The sequence below is a fragment of the Amycolatopsis sp. GM8 genome (assembly GCF_021653975.1).
GTDB lineage: Bacteria > Actinomycetota > Actinomycetes > Mycobacteriales > Pseudonocardiaceae > Amycolatopsis_E.
This window is the reverse complement of sequence record NZ_JAJKFK010000001.1, coordinates 976,780-991,723: the sequence shown is the minus strand read 5'-3', so window position 1 is coordinate 991,723 and position 14,944 is coordinate 976,780. Positions and strand designations below refer to the sequence as shown.

Genomic DNA, 14,944 nt, shown 5'->3' with positions numbered 1-14,944 from the left:
GGTGCCCTGGCCACCCGGCCGGTCCTTCACTACTCTCCGGTAGGTTCGTTCCCCCGGTCGGACCAACGGAGGCACCATGCTCGGCAAGGTAACGGAGACCGTCCGCAGCGTCGAGGTGATGTGGAGAGCGGGCCTGATCCCCTTCCCGCGCGTGGACGAGGGCCTGTTCGCCCTGCTGGCGATGCGCAGAATCGGTCCGTTCGCGGCGGCGGCGCAGGTCGCGGCCCGCCGTTACCCCAACAATGTCGGCCTCGTTGACGACCGGGGCCCGCTCACGTTCCAGCAGCTCGAACTGCAGTCCAACGCGCTCGCCCGGGCCTGGGCGGAGCGTGGCGTGACGACCGGCACCGTGATCGCCGCGCTGTGCCGCGACCACCGCGGGCTGGTGCTGTCGACGTCGGCCGCGGGCAAGCTCGGCGCCCGCCTGGTGCTGCTGAACACCGGGTTCGGCCAGCGGCAGCTCGCCGACGTGGTCCAGCGCGAGAAGGCCACCGTGCTCGTCTACGACCAGGAGTTCACCGAGCTGCTGTCCGCGGTCCCGGGTTATGTCGAGCGCTATCTGGCGTGGGTCGACCGCCCCCCGGTGCACGGTTTCCCCGTGCTCGACCAGCTGATCGCGATCACCGACGACCGGCCGGTGCCGTCCCCGGAACGGCGCGGCGGCTTCGTGTTGCTGACGAGCGGGACCACCGGCACCCCCAAGGGCGCGCCGCGCGATCACACCTCGCTGATGTCCTCGGTGCAGTTCCTGGACCGGATCCCGTTGCGGTCCGGGGAAGCCACCTATCTCGGCGCGCCGCTGTTCCACGGCACCGGGGTTTCGCAGTTCATCCTGTCGTACGCGCTGGGCTGCAAGGTCGTGATGCGCCGCCGGTTCGACCCGGAGGCGACGCTGCGGGGCGTGCAGGAACACCAGTGCACGACGCTGGTGCTGGTGCCGACGATGCTGCAGCGGATCGTCGACCTGGGGCCGCAGGTGCTCAGCAGGTACGACACCTCGTCGCTGCGGATCATCTTCGTCGCGGGCTCGGCACTGTCGCCGGACCTCGGTAACCGGGCGACGGCCGCCTTCGGCGACGTGATCCACAACCTTTACGGCTCAACGGAAGTCGCGGTCGCGACGGTCGCGACACCCGAGGACTGGCGCAAGGCGCCGGGCACCGTCGGGCGCGCGCCGGTGGGCTGCAAGGTCGCGCTGTACGACGCGGGCGGCAACCAGATCACCGAACCCGGTGTGACGGGCCGGGTTTTCGTCGGGAGCGGGCTGAGCTTCCACGGGTACACCGACGGCCGGCACAAGGAGCTGATCGACGGACTGCTGTCCACCGGCGATGTCGGGCACTTCGACGAGGACGGTCTGCTGTTCATCGACGGCCGGGACGACGAGATGATCGTTTCGGGCGGGGAGAACGTGTTCCCCGTCGAGGTGGAAAACCTTCTGGTGGAACGGCCGGACGTGATCGAGGCGGCGGTGATCGGCGTCCCCGACGCGCAGTTCGGTCAGCGGCTCAAGGCTTTCATCGTGCGCGCGGACGGGAGCCGGCTGGACGCCGACGTCGTGCGGGAGTACGTGAAGTCGAACCTGGCGCGGTACAAAGTGCCCCGGGATGTGGAGTTTCTGGCGCAGTTGCCCAGGAACGCGACGGGCAAGGTGCTGCGGAACGTGCTGGAGCAAGGCCCGGCGCGCCCGCAGTTCGGCGGCCGTCCCGTCGGCTGACGTTTTCGTTGTCGGGTGGCGGTTTCCCGCGCTCACCGCCACCCGATGCCGAACACGCCCGGCCCGAAGTCCAGTGCCACCGCGTGCACTCCACCGGTCCCGTCCAGCTTCAGGTCGCGTCTGTCCTCGGCCTCCCCGGTCCGCGCGTACTGCCAGCACCGCTCGGGCGCCGCGTCGAACTGGATCTCCAGCAGGTACTCGCGCACCGGGCGGCGGAACTCGCGGTAGTAGGTGTTCGCGCACTCGGGATAGGGCGGGCCGGCGTTCGTGAGCGTGTACTCGATCAGGTGCGTCTCGCCGCGATCGATGGTCCGGTCGAAAATCAGCTCCGCGGCGGTGAGGCCGTGTTCGGTATCGACCTCGACCCGGCCCGCCTGACAATTACGCAAAGCGTGCAAACGGGGCGGATCGGCGCCGCCATGGTCGTAGACGAGCAGCCACCGGTCCTGACCGTCCGCAGTGGACTGGAACACCGCCCGCGCTGTCATCGAGCGCTGACCACCGTCGTCCGCGATCTCGCAGCGGTCGTGCAGGCTGGCGAGGGTGAGTTGGTGCTGCTGTTCGAGGGCATGCGGCGCGCCGACGCGTTCGAGCAGTGCCCGCAGCGCTTCCAGCGGGAAGTTGACCGGCTCCGTCCGGTGCCGGGCGGTGCCGCGCGGGCGGGGTGGCGGGAGCAGGCTCAGCAGCTCGCCGGGCCGCAGTCCGAGCACGTCTTCCAGTACGCGCACCGCCGACAGCGAACTTTGCCGTTCGGGCTGGCGCTTGCCGGACTGCCAATAGCTGAGCGCGGTCACGCTCACCGGGATGCCATTGGTCTGGAGCCGGGCCTGCAGACGGTCGAGGCTCAGGCCGCTGCGGGCGATCGCGGCGCGGAGCGCGTTCGAGAACGCGGTGTCGGAACTGGTCACCCTCTCCGCCTCGCGTCGGCTACGCCTCTACCTTACAGCGCCGTTCGTTACCAATCCGACGGCAGCCACGGCGGAAACGGATGTCTAAAGCAGTTCGGCTGCGGACCGTGCCGCCTACTTTCGGTCTGATTGGTAACGGATCAGCATTACTCCAAATGGATTAGTACTGGTAACTGTGAATCGTTGCCCAGGCGTTTCAAAACCCGATTGAGTGGCCTCACATCACTAGAACGTGCGGGGAGGACAGTCCATGGGTAACGCTCGGAAGTTCGTCGTCATCGGCGTGGCGCTGGTGACCGTTGCCGGCGGGACGGCAAGCGCCCAGGCCCAGGAGGGCCAGATCCGCGACGCGAACACCGCGGGTGCGGTCTCGGGCAGCTACATCGTGGTGCTCAAGAAGGCCGGCATCGTCAACACGCTTTCGCAGACCCTGGCGGGCCGTTACGACACGAGCATCCTGCACACGTTCGACTCGGCGCTGCACGGATTCTCGATCCACGCCACCGAGCGCGAGGCCAAGCGGATGGCCGCGGACAGCAACGTCGCCTTCGTCGTGCAGAACCACGTCTTCCACGTCTCCGACACCCAGGACAACCCGCCTTCGTGGGGTCTGGACCGGATCGACCAGCACGACCGCCCGCTCGACTCGTCCTACACCTACAGCACGGCGGCGTCGAACGTGACCGCGTACGTCATCGACACCGGCGTCCGCGCCACGCACGAGACCTTCGGCGGCCGCGTGTCCGGCGGGCACGACTTCATCGACAACGACGACGACCCGACCGACGAGAACGGCCACGGCACGCATGTCGCGGGCACCATCGGCGGCAGCGAATACGGCGTCGCCAAGGGCGTCAAGATCGTGCCGGTCCGGGTGCTCGACGCGGACGGCAGCGGCACCACCGAGCAGGTCGTCGCCGGGATCAACTGGGTCGCGCAGAACGCGTCCGGCCCCTCGGTCGCCAACATGAGCCTCGGCGGCACCGCCGACGACGCGCTCGACCAGGCCGTCGCGGGCGCGATCGCGAAGGGCGTGACGTTTGCCGTCGCGGCCGGCAACAGCAGCGCCGACGCGAGCGGCTACTCACCGGCCCGGGTGCCGACGGCGATCACCGTCGCCGCCAGCGACCGGACCGACCGGCAGGCCAGCTTCTCCAACTATGGCAGCGATGTCGACCTCTACGCGCCGGGCGTGAACATCACCTCGTCCTGGGGCACCGGCGACACCGCGACCAACACGATCAGCGGCACGTCGATGGCGACCCCGCACGTCACCGGCGCGGCCGCGCTCTACCTGGCCGATCACCCCGACGCGACGCCCGCCGAGGTGTCCGACGCGCTGACCGCCGCGGCGACCACCGACAAGATCAGCAACGCGACCGCGGGTACGCCCAACAAGCTGCTGTACACGGGCGAATAGGCAGGCAGGTAGGTAGGTTGAGAAGCGGCGCGGCCCGCCACCCGCGCCGCCAGGCGAGCCAACTCAAGACAGGCCTTACATGGGAGCGATCTACCTGATCAGACATGGTCAGGCCACCTTCGGTGAAGCGGACTACGACCGGCTGTCCCCGCTCGGCATCGAGCAGGGCGCGATGGTCGGCGCGGAACTCCTGCGCCGCGATGTCCGCTTCACCGAAGCACGTTCGGGGTCGCTTGTGCGGCAACGAAAGACAGCCGAGACCGTGCTCGACTGGCTGGGTGTCAAGACACCCGCCGACGAGGACCCGCGGTGGAACGAGTACGACCCCATCGACATCGTGGGCCAGTACGGGGGCGGCGCTCCGCAGGACGCCGGCGACCCCCGCGGCTACCAGGCGGTCCTCGACAACGCGCTCGACCAGTGGATCGAGGCCGGCGACGACAGCCCGTGCGCGCAGACCTGGCCGATGTTCGTCGACCGCGTGCGCGGTGCGCTCGCGGACCTGGTCTCCTTGCTGGGCAAGGGAGAGAACGCTGTCGTGTTCACCTCGGGCGGGGTGATCGGCACGCTCGCCGGCCACCTGCTCGGGAGTCCTGAAGCCGGCTTGCGGAAGTTGCATCAGGTCACGGTCAACGGAGGGATCACGAAACTGGTGTCCGGGCGCAGTGGCGTCTCATTGGTGTCGTTCAACGAGCATTCGCATTTCGACGGCCGGACCTCGCGGATGTTGACCTACCGCTGAGGGAAAAGCGGGGACAGGGCTTTTGCCGTTCCGGCACATTCTCAGCGGGCGGTGCGTTCTTCGATCACCTTCGGGAACACGTCCTCGAGAAGCGTGATCAGCGTTTGGTCCAGCAGTAAATGCACCTGGGCGCGGTCGAGTTCGCCGCGTACCAGCCATTCGCGCCCGGCGGCCTTCACCATTCCGGCGAAAGCCCGGCAAAACGCATTCAGCCGCGGCCGGACACTACTGTCCGACGGCAGATCGAACGCGTCCAGCAGCCGTTCGGCGGATTTCCGTTCGGCGTCCATGATGATCTGCTCCACCTCGTGGTCCTGCCCGATGCCCTCCGAAGTGGCGACCAGCCACATCTTTCCCTGGTCGAGCACCATGTCGAGGAACCATTCGACGGTCGCATGTGCCCGTTCGGGCAAGGAACCGGCGATCCCGTCGTCCCGGGTGTCCGGTGCCGGCATCGTGACCGCGCGGCGGATCACGGCGAGGTACAGCTCCCGCTTCGTGCCGAAATAGTGATTGATCAGACCGCGCGCCACCCCGGCCTCGGCGGCGATGTCCGAAGTGGACACGTCGGCATACGGGCGTTCACCGAACAAGCGTGCGGCGCAGGTGAAAATCTGCTCTCTCCGTTGGTCGGGCTCGAGTCTTCGCCAGCGGGGTTCGGAAGCAGTTGTCATACGGCTCATCGTGGCATGATTATCGAGTGGGTGAGCGGTTTTCCCGCCAACTGTCATCGAGTGTCAGTCGATCGGAGCATGACTACTTGGGCAGGTGGTTCCGCTCGTGTGAATCTGCACGTGCAGAACGTAGGGACGAATTCCACCGGATGGCTCTGGCACACGTTTTCTACTATGAGTAGAGCAGTCCACTGTGGATTTTCAGTGGCGGCGCCGGACCTTCGCCGTGCTGTCGCGCAGGACGACGTCGGCGGCCACCCGCCGGACCCGGCTCCGGCCGGCGCGGGTTCCGCTGAGCGCCAGGTCCAGCACCTGCTCGCCGAGCTCCTCCAGCGGCAGGGAGACGGTGGTGAGCGACGGGTTCAGGTCCCGCGCCACCGGGATGTCGTCGAAGCCCGCGACCGAGACGTCGTCCGGAATCGACCGTCCCGCCGCACGCAGCGCGGTCATCGCGCCGAGCGCCATCTGGTCGTTCACCGCGAACACGCAGCTCGCCTTGTGCCCGGCCGCGAGCAGCGCGCCCGCCGCCGCGTGGCCGCCGTCCCGGTCGAGGCCGCCTTCGAACACGTCTTGTTCGGACAGTTCGATCCCGGCCTCGGCAAGTCCTTCCCGGAACCCGGCGAACCGGTCGAGCACCGTGGTCATCGTGCGCGGGCCGGTGAGCACGGCGAACCGCCGGTGCCCCAGCCCGAGCAGCGCTTCCGCGAGCGCTTTCGCGCCGGCCCGGTTCTCCGGCTGCACGCTGTCGGCCTTGAGATTGCGGTGCCGCGTGAGCACACCGACCTGCCCGCCGCCGCGGCGATAAGGTTCCAGCTCCGCCGCCAGCGCGCGTTCCCACGTCTTGTCCTCGAACGCCGAGCCGGCGAGCAGGATCGCGGAGGCACGCTGGCTGCGCAGGACGGACACCGCCGCGACCTCCTTTTCGGGATCGCTGAACGTGTTCACCAGCATGACGAGCAGCCCGTTGCGGTCGGCCACCCGCAGCACGCCGCGGATGATCGAGGCGAAGTACGGGTCGCCCGCGTCGTGGCAGACGACCCCGACCGCCTGGCGGGACGTGCCGGCGAGCGCCTGAGCGTGCACGTTCGGCGTGTAGTCGAGGTCGGTCGCGGCGGCCAGTACCCGGTCGCGCAGATCGTCGCGGACGTTGGTGGTGCCGTTGAGCACTCGCGACGCCGTGGCCAGCGACACATTGGCGACCTGTGCGACGTCTTCGAGCGTCACGTGGCTCCTGGTGATCATCGGACCTCCCTTGCCGGTAAGCGCTCTCAGTAGAGCCGAATTCTAGGTGGATTCGCGGATTTTGCCTGGTCAGATGCACACGATCGGGTCGGATTAACGATCGGGCAGCCTGCGTTGCACTGACGGGAGGGGGTCGTTCCCTACCAGGAAAGGAAAGACGCGATGCTTTTCGGCGATGAGCACGTCCGCCGCTACGAGGAGACCGACGGTGAAGTGGGTCACGACTGGAAGGACGGTGTCCCCGCGCTGGTCCTCACCACCACCGGCCGCAAGACCGGCGAGGACCGCAAGTTCGCGCTCATCTATCAGGAGGTCGACGGCGACTACGTGATCGTCGCGTCCAAGGGCGGCGCCCCGGCCAACCCGGGCTGGTATCTCAACCTGCAGGCGGACCCCCAGGTGAAGGTGCAGGTCAAGGGCGACAGGTTCGCCGCCAAGGCGCGCACCGCCGACGGCGCGGAGCGCGCGAAGCTCTGGTCGATCATGGCGAAGGTGTGGCCGGACTACGACAACTACCAGCAGAAGACCGACCGTCAGATCCCGATCGTCGTCCTCGAACGGGCCTGATTTTCCGCGGTCCGGCGCCTTCGCCACCACGGAACCTGCGGGCATAGGCTGAATGCATGTCTGAACATTTCGACGTTGTGGTGCTGGGCGCCGGGCCTGGCGGTTATGTCGCGGCGATCCGGGCGGCGCAGCTCGGACTGAAGACGGCCGTGGTGGAGGAGAAGTACTGGGGCGGTGTCTGCCTGAACGTCGGCTGCATCCCGTCCAAGGCGCTGCTGCGCAACGCGGAGCTCGCCCACCTGGTGACGAACGAGGCCAAGACCTTCGGGATCTCGTCCGACGGTGAGATCCGCTTCGACTACGGCGCGGCGTACGACCGCAGCCGGTCGGTGGCGGACGGCCGGGTCAAGGGCGTCCACTTCCTGATGAAGAAGAACAAGATCACCGAGTACGACGCGCGCGGCACGTTCGTCGACTCGCACACGCTGCGGGTCGGCGGTGACACCATCACGTTCGACAACTGCATCATCGCGGCGGGCGCGACGACGAAGCTGCTGCCCGGGACGTCGCTCAGCGAGCGCGTGGTGACCTACGAAGAGCAGATCCTTTCGCGGGAGCTGCCCAGCAGCATCATCATCGCCGGCGCGGGCGCGATCGGCGTCGAGTTCGCCTACGTGCTGCACAACTACGGCGTCGACGTGACGATCGTCGAGTTCCTGGACCGGATGGTCCCGCTCGAGGACGCCGAGGTGTCCAAGGAGCTGGCGCGGCGGTACAAGAAGCTCGGCATCAACGTGCTGACCTCCACCCGCGTCGAGTCGATCGACGACAGCGGCGCGAAGGTCAAGGTCACCGTCACCTCGGGCGGCGCGACGCAGATCCTGGAGGCCGACAAGGTCTTGCAGGCGATCGGTTTCCAGCCGCGCGTCGAGGGGTACGGGCTGGAGAACACGGGTGTCGAGCTCACCCAGCGCGGTGCGATCGCGGTGGACGAGTACTGCCGGACGAACGTGCCGAACATCTTCGCGATCGGTGACGTGACAGCGAAGCTGATGCTCGCGCACGCGGCCGAGTCGATGGGGATCGTGGCGGCGGAGACCATCGGTGGTGCGGAGACGATGCCGCTGGACTACCCGATGATCCCGCGCGCGACGTACTGCCAGCCGCAGATCGCCTCGTTCGGCTGGACCGAGGAGCAGGCGCGGGAGAAGGGGTTCGACGTGCAGGTCGCGAAGTTCCCGTTCACCGCCAACGGCAAGGCGCACGGCCTCGCCGACCCGGGCGGCTTCGTGAAGATCCTGTCCGACGCGAAGTACGGCGAACTGCTGGGCGCGCACCTGATCGGGCCGGACGTGACGGAGTTGCTGCCGGAGCTGACGCTCGCGCAGCAGTGGGACCTGACCGTGCACGAGGTGGCGCGGAACGTGCACGCGCACCCGACACTCGGCGAAGCGGTCAAGGAAGCCATCCACGGCCTCGCCGGCCACATGATCAACTTCTGAGCCATGCCGGTCGCGGTGGTGACGGGGGCCGGTTCGGGTCTCGGCAGGGTGATCGCGCGGGCGCTGCTCGGCGCGGGGTATGACGTGGCGCTGGCCGGGCGCCGGCCCTCGGCGCTCGCGGAAACCGCCGGGGGCCGGCCGGCATTGGTGGTGCCCACCGATGTCGGCGACGAGGAACAGGTCGAGGCCCTTTTTGATGCCGTTCGCGCCGAATGGGGCCGGCTCGATCTGCTGGTCAACAACGCCGGCACATTCGGCCCATCGGGTGACGTCGCCGAGCTGGACGTGAGCGCTTGGCGACGCACCGTGGACACCAATCTGACGGGTGCGTTCCTGTGCGCGCGGGCGGCGGTGCGGCTGATGAAGGAGCAGCGGCCGCAAGGGGGACGCATCATCAACAACGGGTCGATCTCGGCGCACACCCCGCGGCCGGGGAGTGTCGCCTACACCGCGACGAAGCACGCGATCACCGGCCTGACTAAGTCGATTTCCCTGGATGGGCGGCCTTTTGACATCGCGTGCGGCCAGATCGACATCGGCAACGCGGCGACCGAGATGACGGCCGGCATCAGCGAGGGCGCGCGCCAGGCCGATGGCACGGTTCGCCCGGAGCCGACTTTCGCCCCGTCCCATGTCGCGGACGCGGTGCTCTACATGGCAGGCTTGCCGCTCGATGCGAACGTGCAGTTCATGACGATCACGGCGACCAAGATGCCGTACCTCGGCAGAGGTTGAAACGCTCGGCCAGTGTCGAGCGATACGTAGGGTGACGTCGACTAAACTGCGGACGTGACCGCGCCCGCGGCGGCCGTCGGCGTCAGGCCCTGGTAGCTCAGCCGGATAGAGCAAGAGCCTTCTAATCTCTAGGTCGCAGGTTCGAGTCCTGCCCAGGGCGCCGCGGTTGAGCAGGGATGATCGAGCGGTCGGATGGCGTTCGTCCCTGTCGTCGTCGCCTACCCGGAAGGCAAGGGTGGCACGCCGCTCGTGGACCGCCGCACCGACAAGGCGCACGTCTGCGACAGGCGCGGTCGGCCACACGAGTGTAAGGGCTTGGCTCCTCGACCGGCGCATTTACTTCCTGCTGAGCGGAGCTTTCAAGGGCGCTGTGCGACGGGCTGGATCGGTGTGAACCCATGTTCGGTCGCTGAGCCTCCGTCCCGCGCGCCGCAGCCCCGCCGCCGGAGGAGGCAGCTCAGATCGTTAGCGCGGCCTGGCGGGACCCGGACGGGGCACCCTCGTGTGGCTCGCGCGAGCACCGCGCTCGATGGAATGAACATGTCGCAGCTGAAGCCCGACACCGTGATGCAGTGGTACGGCCGACTCGCCGAGCGTCTGGGAATCGCGACGACATTCCACAAGCTGCGCGACTTCTCGGCGACGGAGCTGATCATTGACCGAGGGAGTAGTCCGCGGTCCGGCAATGCCTGGGGTTTTCTACATGTCTTTGAAAAAGTTTGCTGCGGGTACTATAGGCGAATGAGTGAGATGTACACCCCTTTGGTTTCTGCTCTTGATCTGGACGACTTCGTCAAGGTTGAGGGATTCGAGGTGTCGCTATTCTGGCGGTCGAACGAGTCTGGCTGGGCCCTACGTTTCGTCGACGGCAACGGCGAATCGCTTGCAGAATTTCCATGGTGGGATCACGTAGAACGAGATCTGGCACGATGGAACTCGTCAAATATTCCGGGCGGCACCGCTAGTCGTCCCTTTGGTGATTTCGAGCAGAGCTGGTTTATTCTTATTTGGAGGATCGGCGATGACGTCTTCATTGCTCAGGCTGACAGCGACGATGAGCCGGATTTTCGAGAGCGTTGGCGAGTTTCGAATACTGATTACCTCGCGGCATGGAATGCGACGTTGTTCCGCGCGCAGGAAATCGTTGGGGAAGGATGAAAAGATCGGCCCGGCAAACCGCGGGTGGGGCCAGTCCGCTTACCAGCGACGAGGGAAGCAAGACGCGCCTTCGAGTGCAGGAGTCAATTCCTCGTCTGGATCAACGTGTATCGTTGTGATAAGGGGATGGTGCGCGGTTCGTCGAGGAGCCCGGTTTGATTGACTTGACTGAAGATTTTAGTTTGTTAGCGCGGCGGTCCTGGGTTCGTCGTGCCGCCGAAGCTTGGGCGAGAGCAGAAGCAGAGGCGCTTACGCTGACAGTCGACTTCGACGACGATGCCGGAGAGGATTGGGCGAGGCTGATGCAAGACGGTGGGGTCATCGGATTTGTATCGATGGTAAGGCCCTTAGTCTTTATCCAGGCTCTTCATGGAGAAGCTATTCACAATGAATCACCCGATGGCCCAGTTGTTATTTTCGTTCCACGGGTGGACGATGCAATATTTAGATGTGATCCCGAATCGATCGTCACCATGTTTGGTGGCCGTTTATCGTCTACCGCGTTAAATTTCGACTGTTTTTCTGCGGAAGATCTGTGGTATTCGACAGTCTAGAGCGCATAGTCTGGAGCGGGGTGACTCTGGGTTACTGGGCCGGAACGTGCTCGGCTCAAGGAGTTGGAACGCCGTGTCCGGGAGTTGGAGCAGGAAAACGAGTTTCTGATAAATCGGCGGCCTGACCCATGCAAGAGCTACCCAAGTAGTTGTGGGGCGTCTCGGTGTTGACCAACCGCGGCGCGGGCAGATCTTCGGCAACGCGGCTCGTCCGTGGGAAGCTTCCGGCACCTCCAAGAGGTGCCGGAAGCCCCGGTTGTCAGCTCGGTGTGGTCATTCCGTTATCGACGAGCTGACCCTCTGATCGTGCCTGACCGCATCCCGGCGCGTTTTGGGCGATGGCGCCTTGCCGCGCCCCGTCAGTCGGGACCGCGACCAACCGCGCCCACTTGGCATTAGCCTTGTTTCCGCAGGTGAGAGTGCACAGCTCCGCCTCGTCGCTCAAGGCGTCGACGAACGGCCTCGGTGAGCTTCTTCATCCCGCGAGTGAGTGGTGGACTCAGTTGCTGCCGAACAGGGCGGCTCGTAGCGCGGTGTCCACAGTGGAGTGACGGAACTCGAAACCCTGTCGGGACAACACATTCGGCACGGCTCGCTGGCCGGTGAGGGCGCCGGCGTCGGCGAGTTCGCCGACGGCCGCGCGTAGCAGGGCGCGTGGGTACACCCACGGGGTCGGCCGGTGCAGGGCCTTGCCCACGGCGCGGACCATTTCGGCATTCGTCACCGGCTGCGGGGCGGAAAGGTTGACCGGGCCGCGAACATCGTCGTGTTCCAGTGCGAAGCGGATCGCGGCAACCTCGTCTGCCAGCGAGATCCACGACAAATACTGCCGCCCGCTGCCTATCCGGCCGCCGAGGCCGTAGGCGACCATGGGCCGTAGCTGGCCGAGCAGGCCACCGGTCGGGGACAGCACGATCCCGGTGCGCAGCAACACAACCCGCGCGGCCGACGTCGCCGGCTCAGTCGCCAGTTCCCGGTCGCGATCCATCTCCGCCAGGAATCCCGGGCCGGGCGGCGCAGTCTCGTCCACGACTCTGTCGCCGGTGTCGCCGTAGTAGGCGACCGAGGAACTGTTGAGCAGCACGGGAACGCCGCTCTCGACGACCGCACCGGCGAGCACGCGGCTCGGGACCACCCGGCTGTCGCGCAGCGCCACCTTGAACTCCGGCGACCAGCGCTTGCCGGTGGTGTCGACGGCACACAGGTTCACGACGGCATCGACACCGTCGAACGTCCCCGGGTCGACACTTCCCGCGGCGGGATCCCACCGGCGCTCATCTGCGGCGGCCGGTGCCCGGCGAACCAGGCGGATCACGTGATGCCCTGCCTCGCGCAACACAGGGACGAGAGCGGTTCCGATCACGCCGGACGCACCGGCGACCACGACACGCATCGGGCTGCGACAACCTTCCCTCGGGCGGCGAACGAGCGACATGCTATCCGCACCGGCGCCGATGCCCGGCGCGGTCGTCCGACAGTGACCTTGCGCACCCTGACCCCGCCGTCGAGCGAACCGAACCGGACAATGGGCTGATGCAGGAACCGTTGTTCGGCTCGGTGGACGAGGTCGTCGAGCTGCTGGCCGGTGCCGGGTACCTCGCCTCCACCCCGGTCGCGACCACCGTCTACCTCGCGGACCGCCTCGGCAAACCGCTGCTGGTCGAAGGCCCGGCCGGGGTCGGCAAGACCGAACTGGCCCGCGCGCTCGCCCAGGCGACGGCCAGCGATCTCGTCCGGCTCCAGTGCTACGAGGGCATCGACGAGGCCCGCGCGCTCTACGAGTGGAACCACGCCAAGCAGCTCCTGCGCATCACCGCCGGCCGCGACCAGGGCTGGGAAGACACCCGCGACGAGGTGTTCAGCGAGGAGTTCCTGCTGCCCCGCCCGCTGCTGAAGGCGATCCGCAACCCCGAGCCGACCGTGCTGCTGATCGACGAGACCGATAAATCGGACGTCGAGATGGAGGGCCTGCTGCTCGAAATCCTCGGCGACTTCCAGGTCACCGTGCCGGAGCTGGGCACGATCACCGCGACCCGCCGCCCGTTCGTGCTGCTGACGTCCAACGCGACACGCGAGCTGTCCGAGGCGCTCAAACGCCGCTGCCTGTTCCTGCACCTGGACTTCCCGTCGCCCGAGCTCGAACGCGACATCGTGACGCTCAAGGTGCCCGACCTCGACGCGCGGCTGACCGAATCCGTCGTGCGCGTGGTCGGCGCGCTGCGCTCGATGGAACTGCGCAAGGCGCCGTCGATCGCGGAAACCGTGGACTGGGCGCGCACCCTGCTCGCGCTCGGCGCGGACACCATCGACGAGCAGGTCGTCGAGTCCACGCTGGGCGTGATCCTCAAGTACCAGAGCGACCACCGCAAGGCCGCCGCCGAGCTGCGGCTGGACCGGCTGCTGGCATGACCGGGCTGCCGGACCGGCTGGTCGAGTTCGTCGGTGCCTTGCGGGAACACGGAATCCCGGTCGGGCCCGGCGAAACGATCGACGCGGCGGCCGCGGTCGACGTGCTCGGCCTTGCCGACCGCGAGCAGGTGCGGGCGGCCCTGGCGGCCACCGTGCTTCGCCGGTCGGGGCAGCGCGCGGCCTTCGACGCGTTGTTCGATCTGTACTTCCCGATCGCGATCGGATCGGCGGAAACCGCGGCGGAGACAGAAGATCTCGGCGAGCTGCGCAACGCGCTGGTTACCGCGCTCGCGCAGGGCGACACCGAACGGATGCGCGCGCTCGCGGCCGCCGGGGTCGAGGTGTTCGGCCAGTACGGCTCGTTCGGCGAGGGTGGGTCCGGCGGTGGCGGCATGAGCGGCTGGTCGGCGTACCAGACGCTGGAGCGCGTCCGGCCGGACGCGTTGCTGAGCCGGGTGCTCGCGGCGATTCGCGGCGAGCAGGGGGACGGGCTCGGGGAAGCGCTTTCTCGCCAGGAAGCCCAGTCGCGCATCGCGTCGTTCCGCGATCAGGTGCAGGCCGAAGCACGTCGCCGCACTGCGGAATTCCGTGGCAGGGAAAGGATTGCGCGCTACGCGGTGGCGCCGCAACCGGATCTCGTCAGCTTCACCAACGCCAGCAGCCAGCAGCTGGCCGAGCTGCGGCGGACGATCCAGCCGTTGTCCCGCAAGCTCGCGACCCGGCTCGCCGCGCGCCGGCGCCGCTCCCGCCGCGGGCAGATCGACCTGCGTCGCACGCTTCGCCGCTCCCTCGCGACCGGCGGTGTCCCGATGCGCCCCGCGATGCGCGAGCGCCGTCCCGGCCGGCCGGAACTGGTGCTGCTGTGCGACATGTCCGGCTCCGTCGCGGGGTTCGCGCAGTTCACATTGCAGCTCGTGCAGGCGCTCGCCGACCAGTTCAGCAAGGTGCGCACGTTCGCGTTCGTCGAGCTGACCGACGAGATCACCGAGCTGGTCACCGCCGGCGCGGCCGATCCCGAGGGGCTCGCGCGCCGGATCATGACCCAGGCGCGGCTGACCCGCTGGGGGATGAGCAGCGACTACGGCGATTCGCTCGGCAGTTTCGTCGAGGGCTGGCCGGACGCCGTCGGCCCGCGCACGTCGGTACTGATCCTCGGCGACGGCCGGACCAACGGCGGCGACCCGAACCTGGCCGCCGTCCGCGAGATCGCCGGCCGCGCCAAGCACGTCCACTGGCTCAACCCCGAACCGCGTTCTGCTTGGGGCACAGGCGATTCCGCCGCGCTCGAGTACGCCCGGGAGGTGCCGATGCACGAATGCCGGAACCTGCGGCAGCTGACGCGGCTGGTCACCGAGCTGCTGCCGGGCTGAGCCCCG

General features: G+C 67.5%; 14 protein-coding genes and 1 tRNA gene. 11 read left to right on the top strand and 4 right to left on the bottom strand.

Features of this window, described 5'->3' with window-relative positions:
* The first annotated feature begins 76 nt into the window (after nucleotides 1-76).
* Nucleotides 77-1,717, top strand: a complete 1,641-nt coding sequence (locus tag LOZ83_RS04750) for an acyl-CoA synthetase (protein WP_236788943.1) — start codon at nucleotides 77-79, stop codon at nucleotides 1,715-1,717.
* 32 nt (nucleotides 1,718-1,749) lie between these two features.
* Here LOZ83_RS04750 and LOZ83_RS04745 read toward each other — a convergent pair whose 3' ends face one another.
* Nucleotides 1,750-2,625 carry a hypothetical protein gene (locus LOZ83_RS04745; RefSeq protein ID WP_236788942.1) on the bottom strand — a complete coding sequence of 292 codons (876 nt, stop codon included), beginning with the start codon at nucleotides 2,623-2,625 and terminating at the stop codon, nucleotides 1,750-1,752.
* A 250-nt stretch (nucleotides 2,626-2,875) separates the two neighbouring features.
* On the opposite strand from LOZ83_RS04745, the gene LOZ83_RS04740 reads away from it, so the two are divergent.
* On the top strand, nucleotides 2,876-4,045 hold the full coding sequence (locus LOZ83_RS04740; RefSeq protein ID WP_236788941.1) for a S8 family peptidase: 1,170 nt from the start codon (nucleotides 2,876-2,878) through the stop codon (nucleotides 4,043-4,045).
* A gap of 79 nt (nucleotides 4,046-4,124) precedes the next feature.
* On the top strand, nucleotides 4,125-4,787 hold the full coding sequence (locus LOZ83_RS04735; protein ID WP_236788940.1) for a histidine phosphatase family protein: 663 nt from the start codon (nucleotides 4,125-4,127) through the stop codon (nucleotides 4,785-4,787).
* Nucleotides 4,788-4,828: 41 nt separating this feature from the next.
* On the opposite strand, the gene LOZ83_RS04730 is transcribed toward LOZ83_RS04735, so the two are convergent.
* Nucleotides 4,829-5,461, bottom strand: coding sequence for a TetR/AcrR family transcriptional regulator (locus LOZ83_RS04730; RefSeq protein ID WP_236788939.1), 633 nt, complete (start codon nucleotides 5,459-5,461; stop codon nucleotides 4,829-4,831).
* 201 nt (nucleotides 5,462-5,662) lie between these two features.
* Nucleotides 5,663-6,703, bottom strand: a complete 1,041-nt coding sequence (locus LOZ83_RS04725; protein WP_236788938.1) for a LacI family DNA-binding transcriptional regulator — start codon at nucleotides 6,701-6,703, stop codon at nucleotides 5,663-5,665.
* 162 nt (nucleotides 6,704-6,865) lie between these two features.
* Between LOZ83_RS04725 and LOZ83_RS04720 the strand changes: the two genes are divergently transcribed.
* The 6 genes from LOZ83_RS04720 to LOZ83_RS04695 all read left to right on the top strand — a co-directional run bounded on the left by LOZ83_RS04720 (nucleotide 6,866) and on the right by LOZ83_RS04695 (nucleotide 11,159).
* Nucleotides 6,866-7,270: a nitroreductase family deazaflavin-dependent oxidoreductase gene (locus tag LOZ83_RS04720; protein WP_236788937.1), complete on the top strand. Its 405-nt coding sequence runs from the start codon at nucleotides 6,866-6,868 to the stop codon at nucleotides 7,268-7,270.
* A 56-nt stretch (nucleotides 7,271-7,326) separates the two neighbouring features.
* The gene (gene lpdA, locus LOZ83_RS04715) at nucleotides 7,327-8,712 is read left to right on the top strand and encodes a dihydrolipoyl dehydrogenase (protein WP_236788936.1); all 1,386 of its coding nucleotides are present in this window, start codon (nucleotides 7,327-7,329) and stop codon (nucleotides 8,710-8,712) included.
* A gap of 3 nt (nucleotides 8,713-8,715) precedes the next feature.
* Nucleotides 8,716-9,447 (top strand): SDR family oxidoreductase, encoded by a 732-nt coding sequence (locus tag LOZ83_RS04710; RefSeq protein WP_236788935.1) that lies wholly within the window; start codon nucleotides 8,716-8,718, stop codon nucleotides 9,445-9,447.
* Between the two features lie 86 nt (nucleotides 9,448-9,533).
* Nucleotides 9,534-9,607 (top strand) — tRNA-Arg (locus LOZ83_RS04705).
* 380 nt (nucleotides 9,608-9,987) lie between these two features.
* A complete protein-coding gene (locus LOZ83_RS04700) occupies nucleotides 9,988-10,605 on the top strand; it encodes a hypothetical protein (protein ID WP_236788934.1) in 618 nt (205 codons plus the stop codon).
* Nucleotides 10,606-10,760: 155 nt separating this feature from the next.
* Entirely contained in the window at nucleotides 10,761-11,159 is a 399-nt protein-coding gene (locus LOZ83_RS04695) for a hypothetical protein (RefSeq protein ID WP_236788933.1), read from the top strand.
* A 499-nt stretch (nucleotides 11,160-11,658) separates the two neighbouring features.
* Here LOZ83_RS04695 and LOZ83_RS04690 read toward each other — a convergent pair whose 3' ends face one another.
* Nucleotides 11,659-12,552, bottom strand: a complete 894-nt coding sequence (locus tag LOZ83_RS04690) for a TIGR01777 family oxidoreductase (RefSeq protein ID WP_236788932.1) — start codon at nucleotides 12,550-12,552, stop codon at nucleotides 11,659-11,661.
* Between the two features lie 140 nt (nucleotides 12,553-12,692).
* Here LOZ83_RS04690 and LOZ83_RS04685 point away from each other — a divergent pair, with 140 nt between their 5' ends.
* Nucleotides 12,693-13,568, top strand: a complete 876-nt coding sequence (locus LOZ83_RS04685; RefSeq protein WP_236788931.1) for a MoxR family ATPase — start codon at nucleotides 12,693-12,695, stop codon at nucleotides 13,566-13,568.
* A complete protein-coding gene (locus tag LOZ83_RS04680) occupies nucleotides 13,565-14,938 on the top strand; it encodes a VWA domain-containing protein (protein WP_236788930.1) in 1,374 nt (457 codons plus the stop codon). Before LOZ83_RS04685 ends, LOZ83_RS04680 begins: the two co-directional genes overlap by 4 nt.
* Nucleotides 14,939-14,944: the final 6 nt, after the last annotated feature.

Coding starts and splice junctions, on each gene's coding strand:
- LOZ83_RS04710 (WP_236788935.1), top strand. CDS start 8,716: ATGCCGGTCGCGGTGGTGACGGGGGCCGGTTCGGGTCTCGGCAGGGTG.
- LOZ83_RS04690 (WP_236788932.1), bottom strand. CDS start 12,552: ATGCGTGTCGTGGTCGCCGGTGCGTCCGGCGTGATCGGAACCGCTCTC.
- LOZ83_RS04725 (WP_236788938.1), bottom strand. CDS start 6,703: ATGATCACCAGGAGCCACGTGACGCTCGAAGACGTCGCACAGGTCGCC.
- LOZ83_RS04730 (WP_236788939.1), bottom strand. CDS start 5,461: ATGACAACTGCTTCCGAACCCCGCTGGCGAAGACTCGAGCCCGACCAA.
- LOZ83_RS04720 (WP_236788937.1), top strand. CDS start 6,866: ATGCTTTTCGGCGATGAGCACGTCCGCCGCTACGAGGAGACCGACGGT.
- LOZ83_RS04700 (WP_236788934.1), top strand. CDS start 9,988: ATGTCGCAGCTGAAGCCCGACACCGTGATGCAGTGGTACGGCCGACTC.
- lpdA (WP_236788936.1), top strand. CDS start 7,327: ATGTCTGAACATTTCGACGTTGTGGTGCTGGGCGCCGGGCCTGGCGGT.
- LOZ83_RS04680 (WP_236788930.1), top strand. CDS start 13,565: ATGACCGGGCTGCCGGACCGGCTGGTCGAGTTCGTCGGTGCCTTGCGG.
- LOZ83_RS04740 (WP_236788941.1), top strand. CDS start 2,876: ATGGGTAACGCTCGGAAGTTCGTCGTCATCGGCGTGGCGCTGGTGACC.
- LOZ83_RS04735 (WP_236788940.1), top strand. CDS start 4,125: ATGGGAGCGATCTACCTGATCAGACATGGTCAGGCCACCTTCGGTGAA.
- LOZ83_RS04750 (WP_236788943.1), top strand. CDS start 77: ATGCTCGGCAAGGTAACGGAGACCGTCCGCAGCGTCGAGGTGATGTGG.
- LOZ83_RS04685 (WP_236788931.1), top strand. CDS start 12,693: ATGCAGGAACCGTTGTTCGGCTCGGTGGACGAGGTCGTCGAGCTGCTG.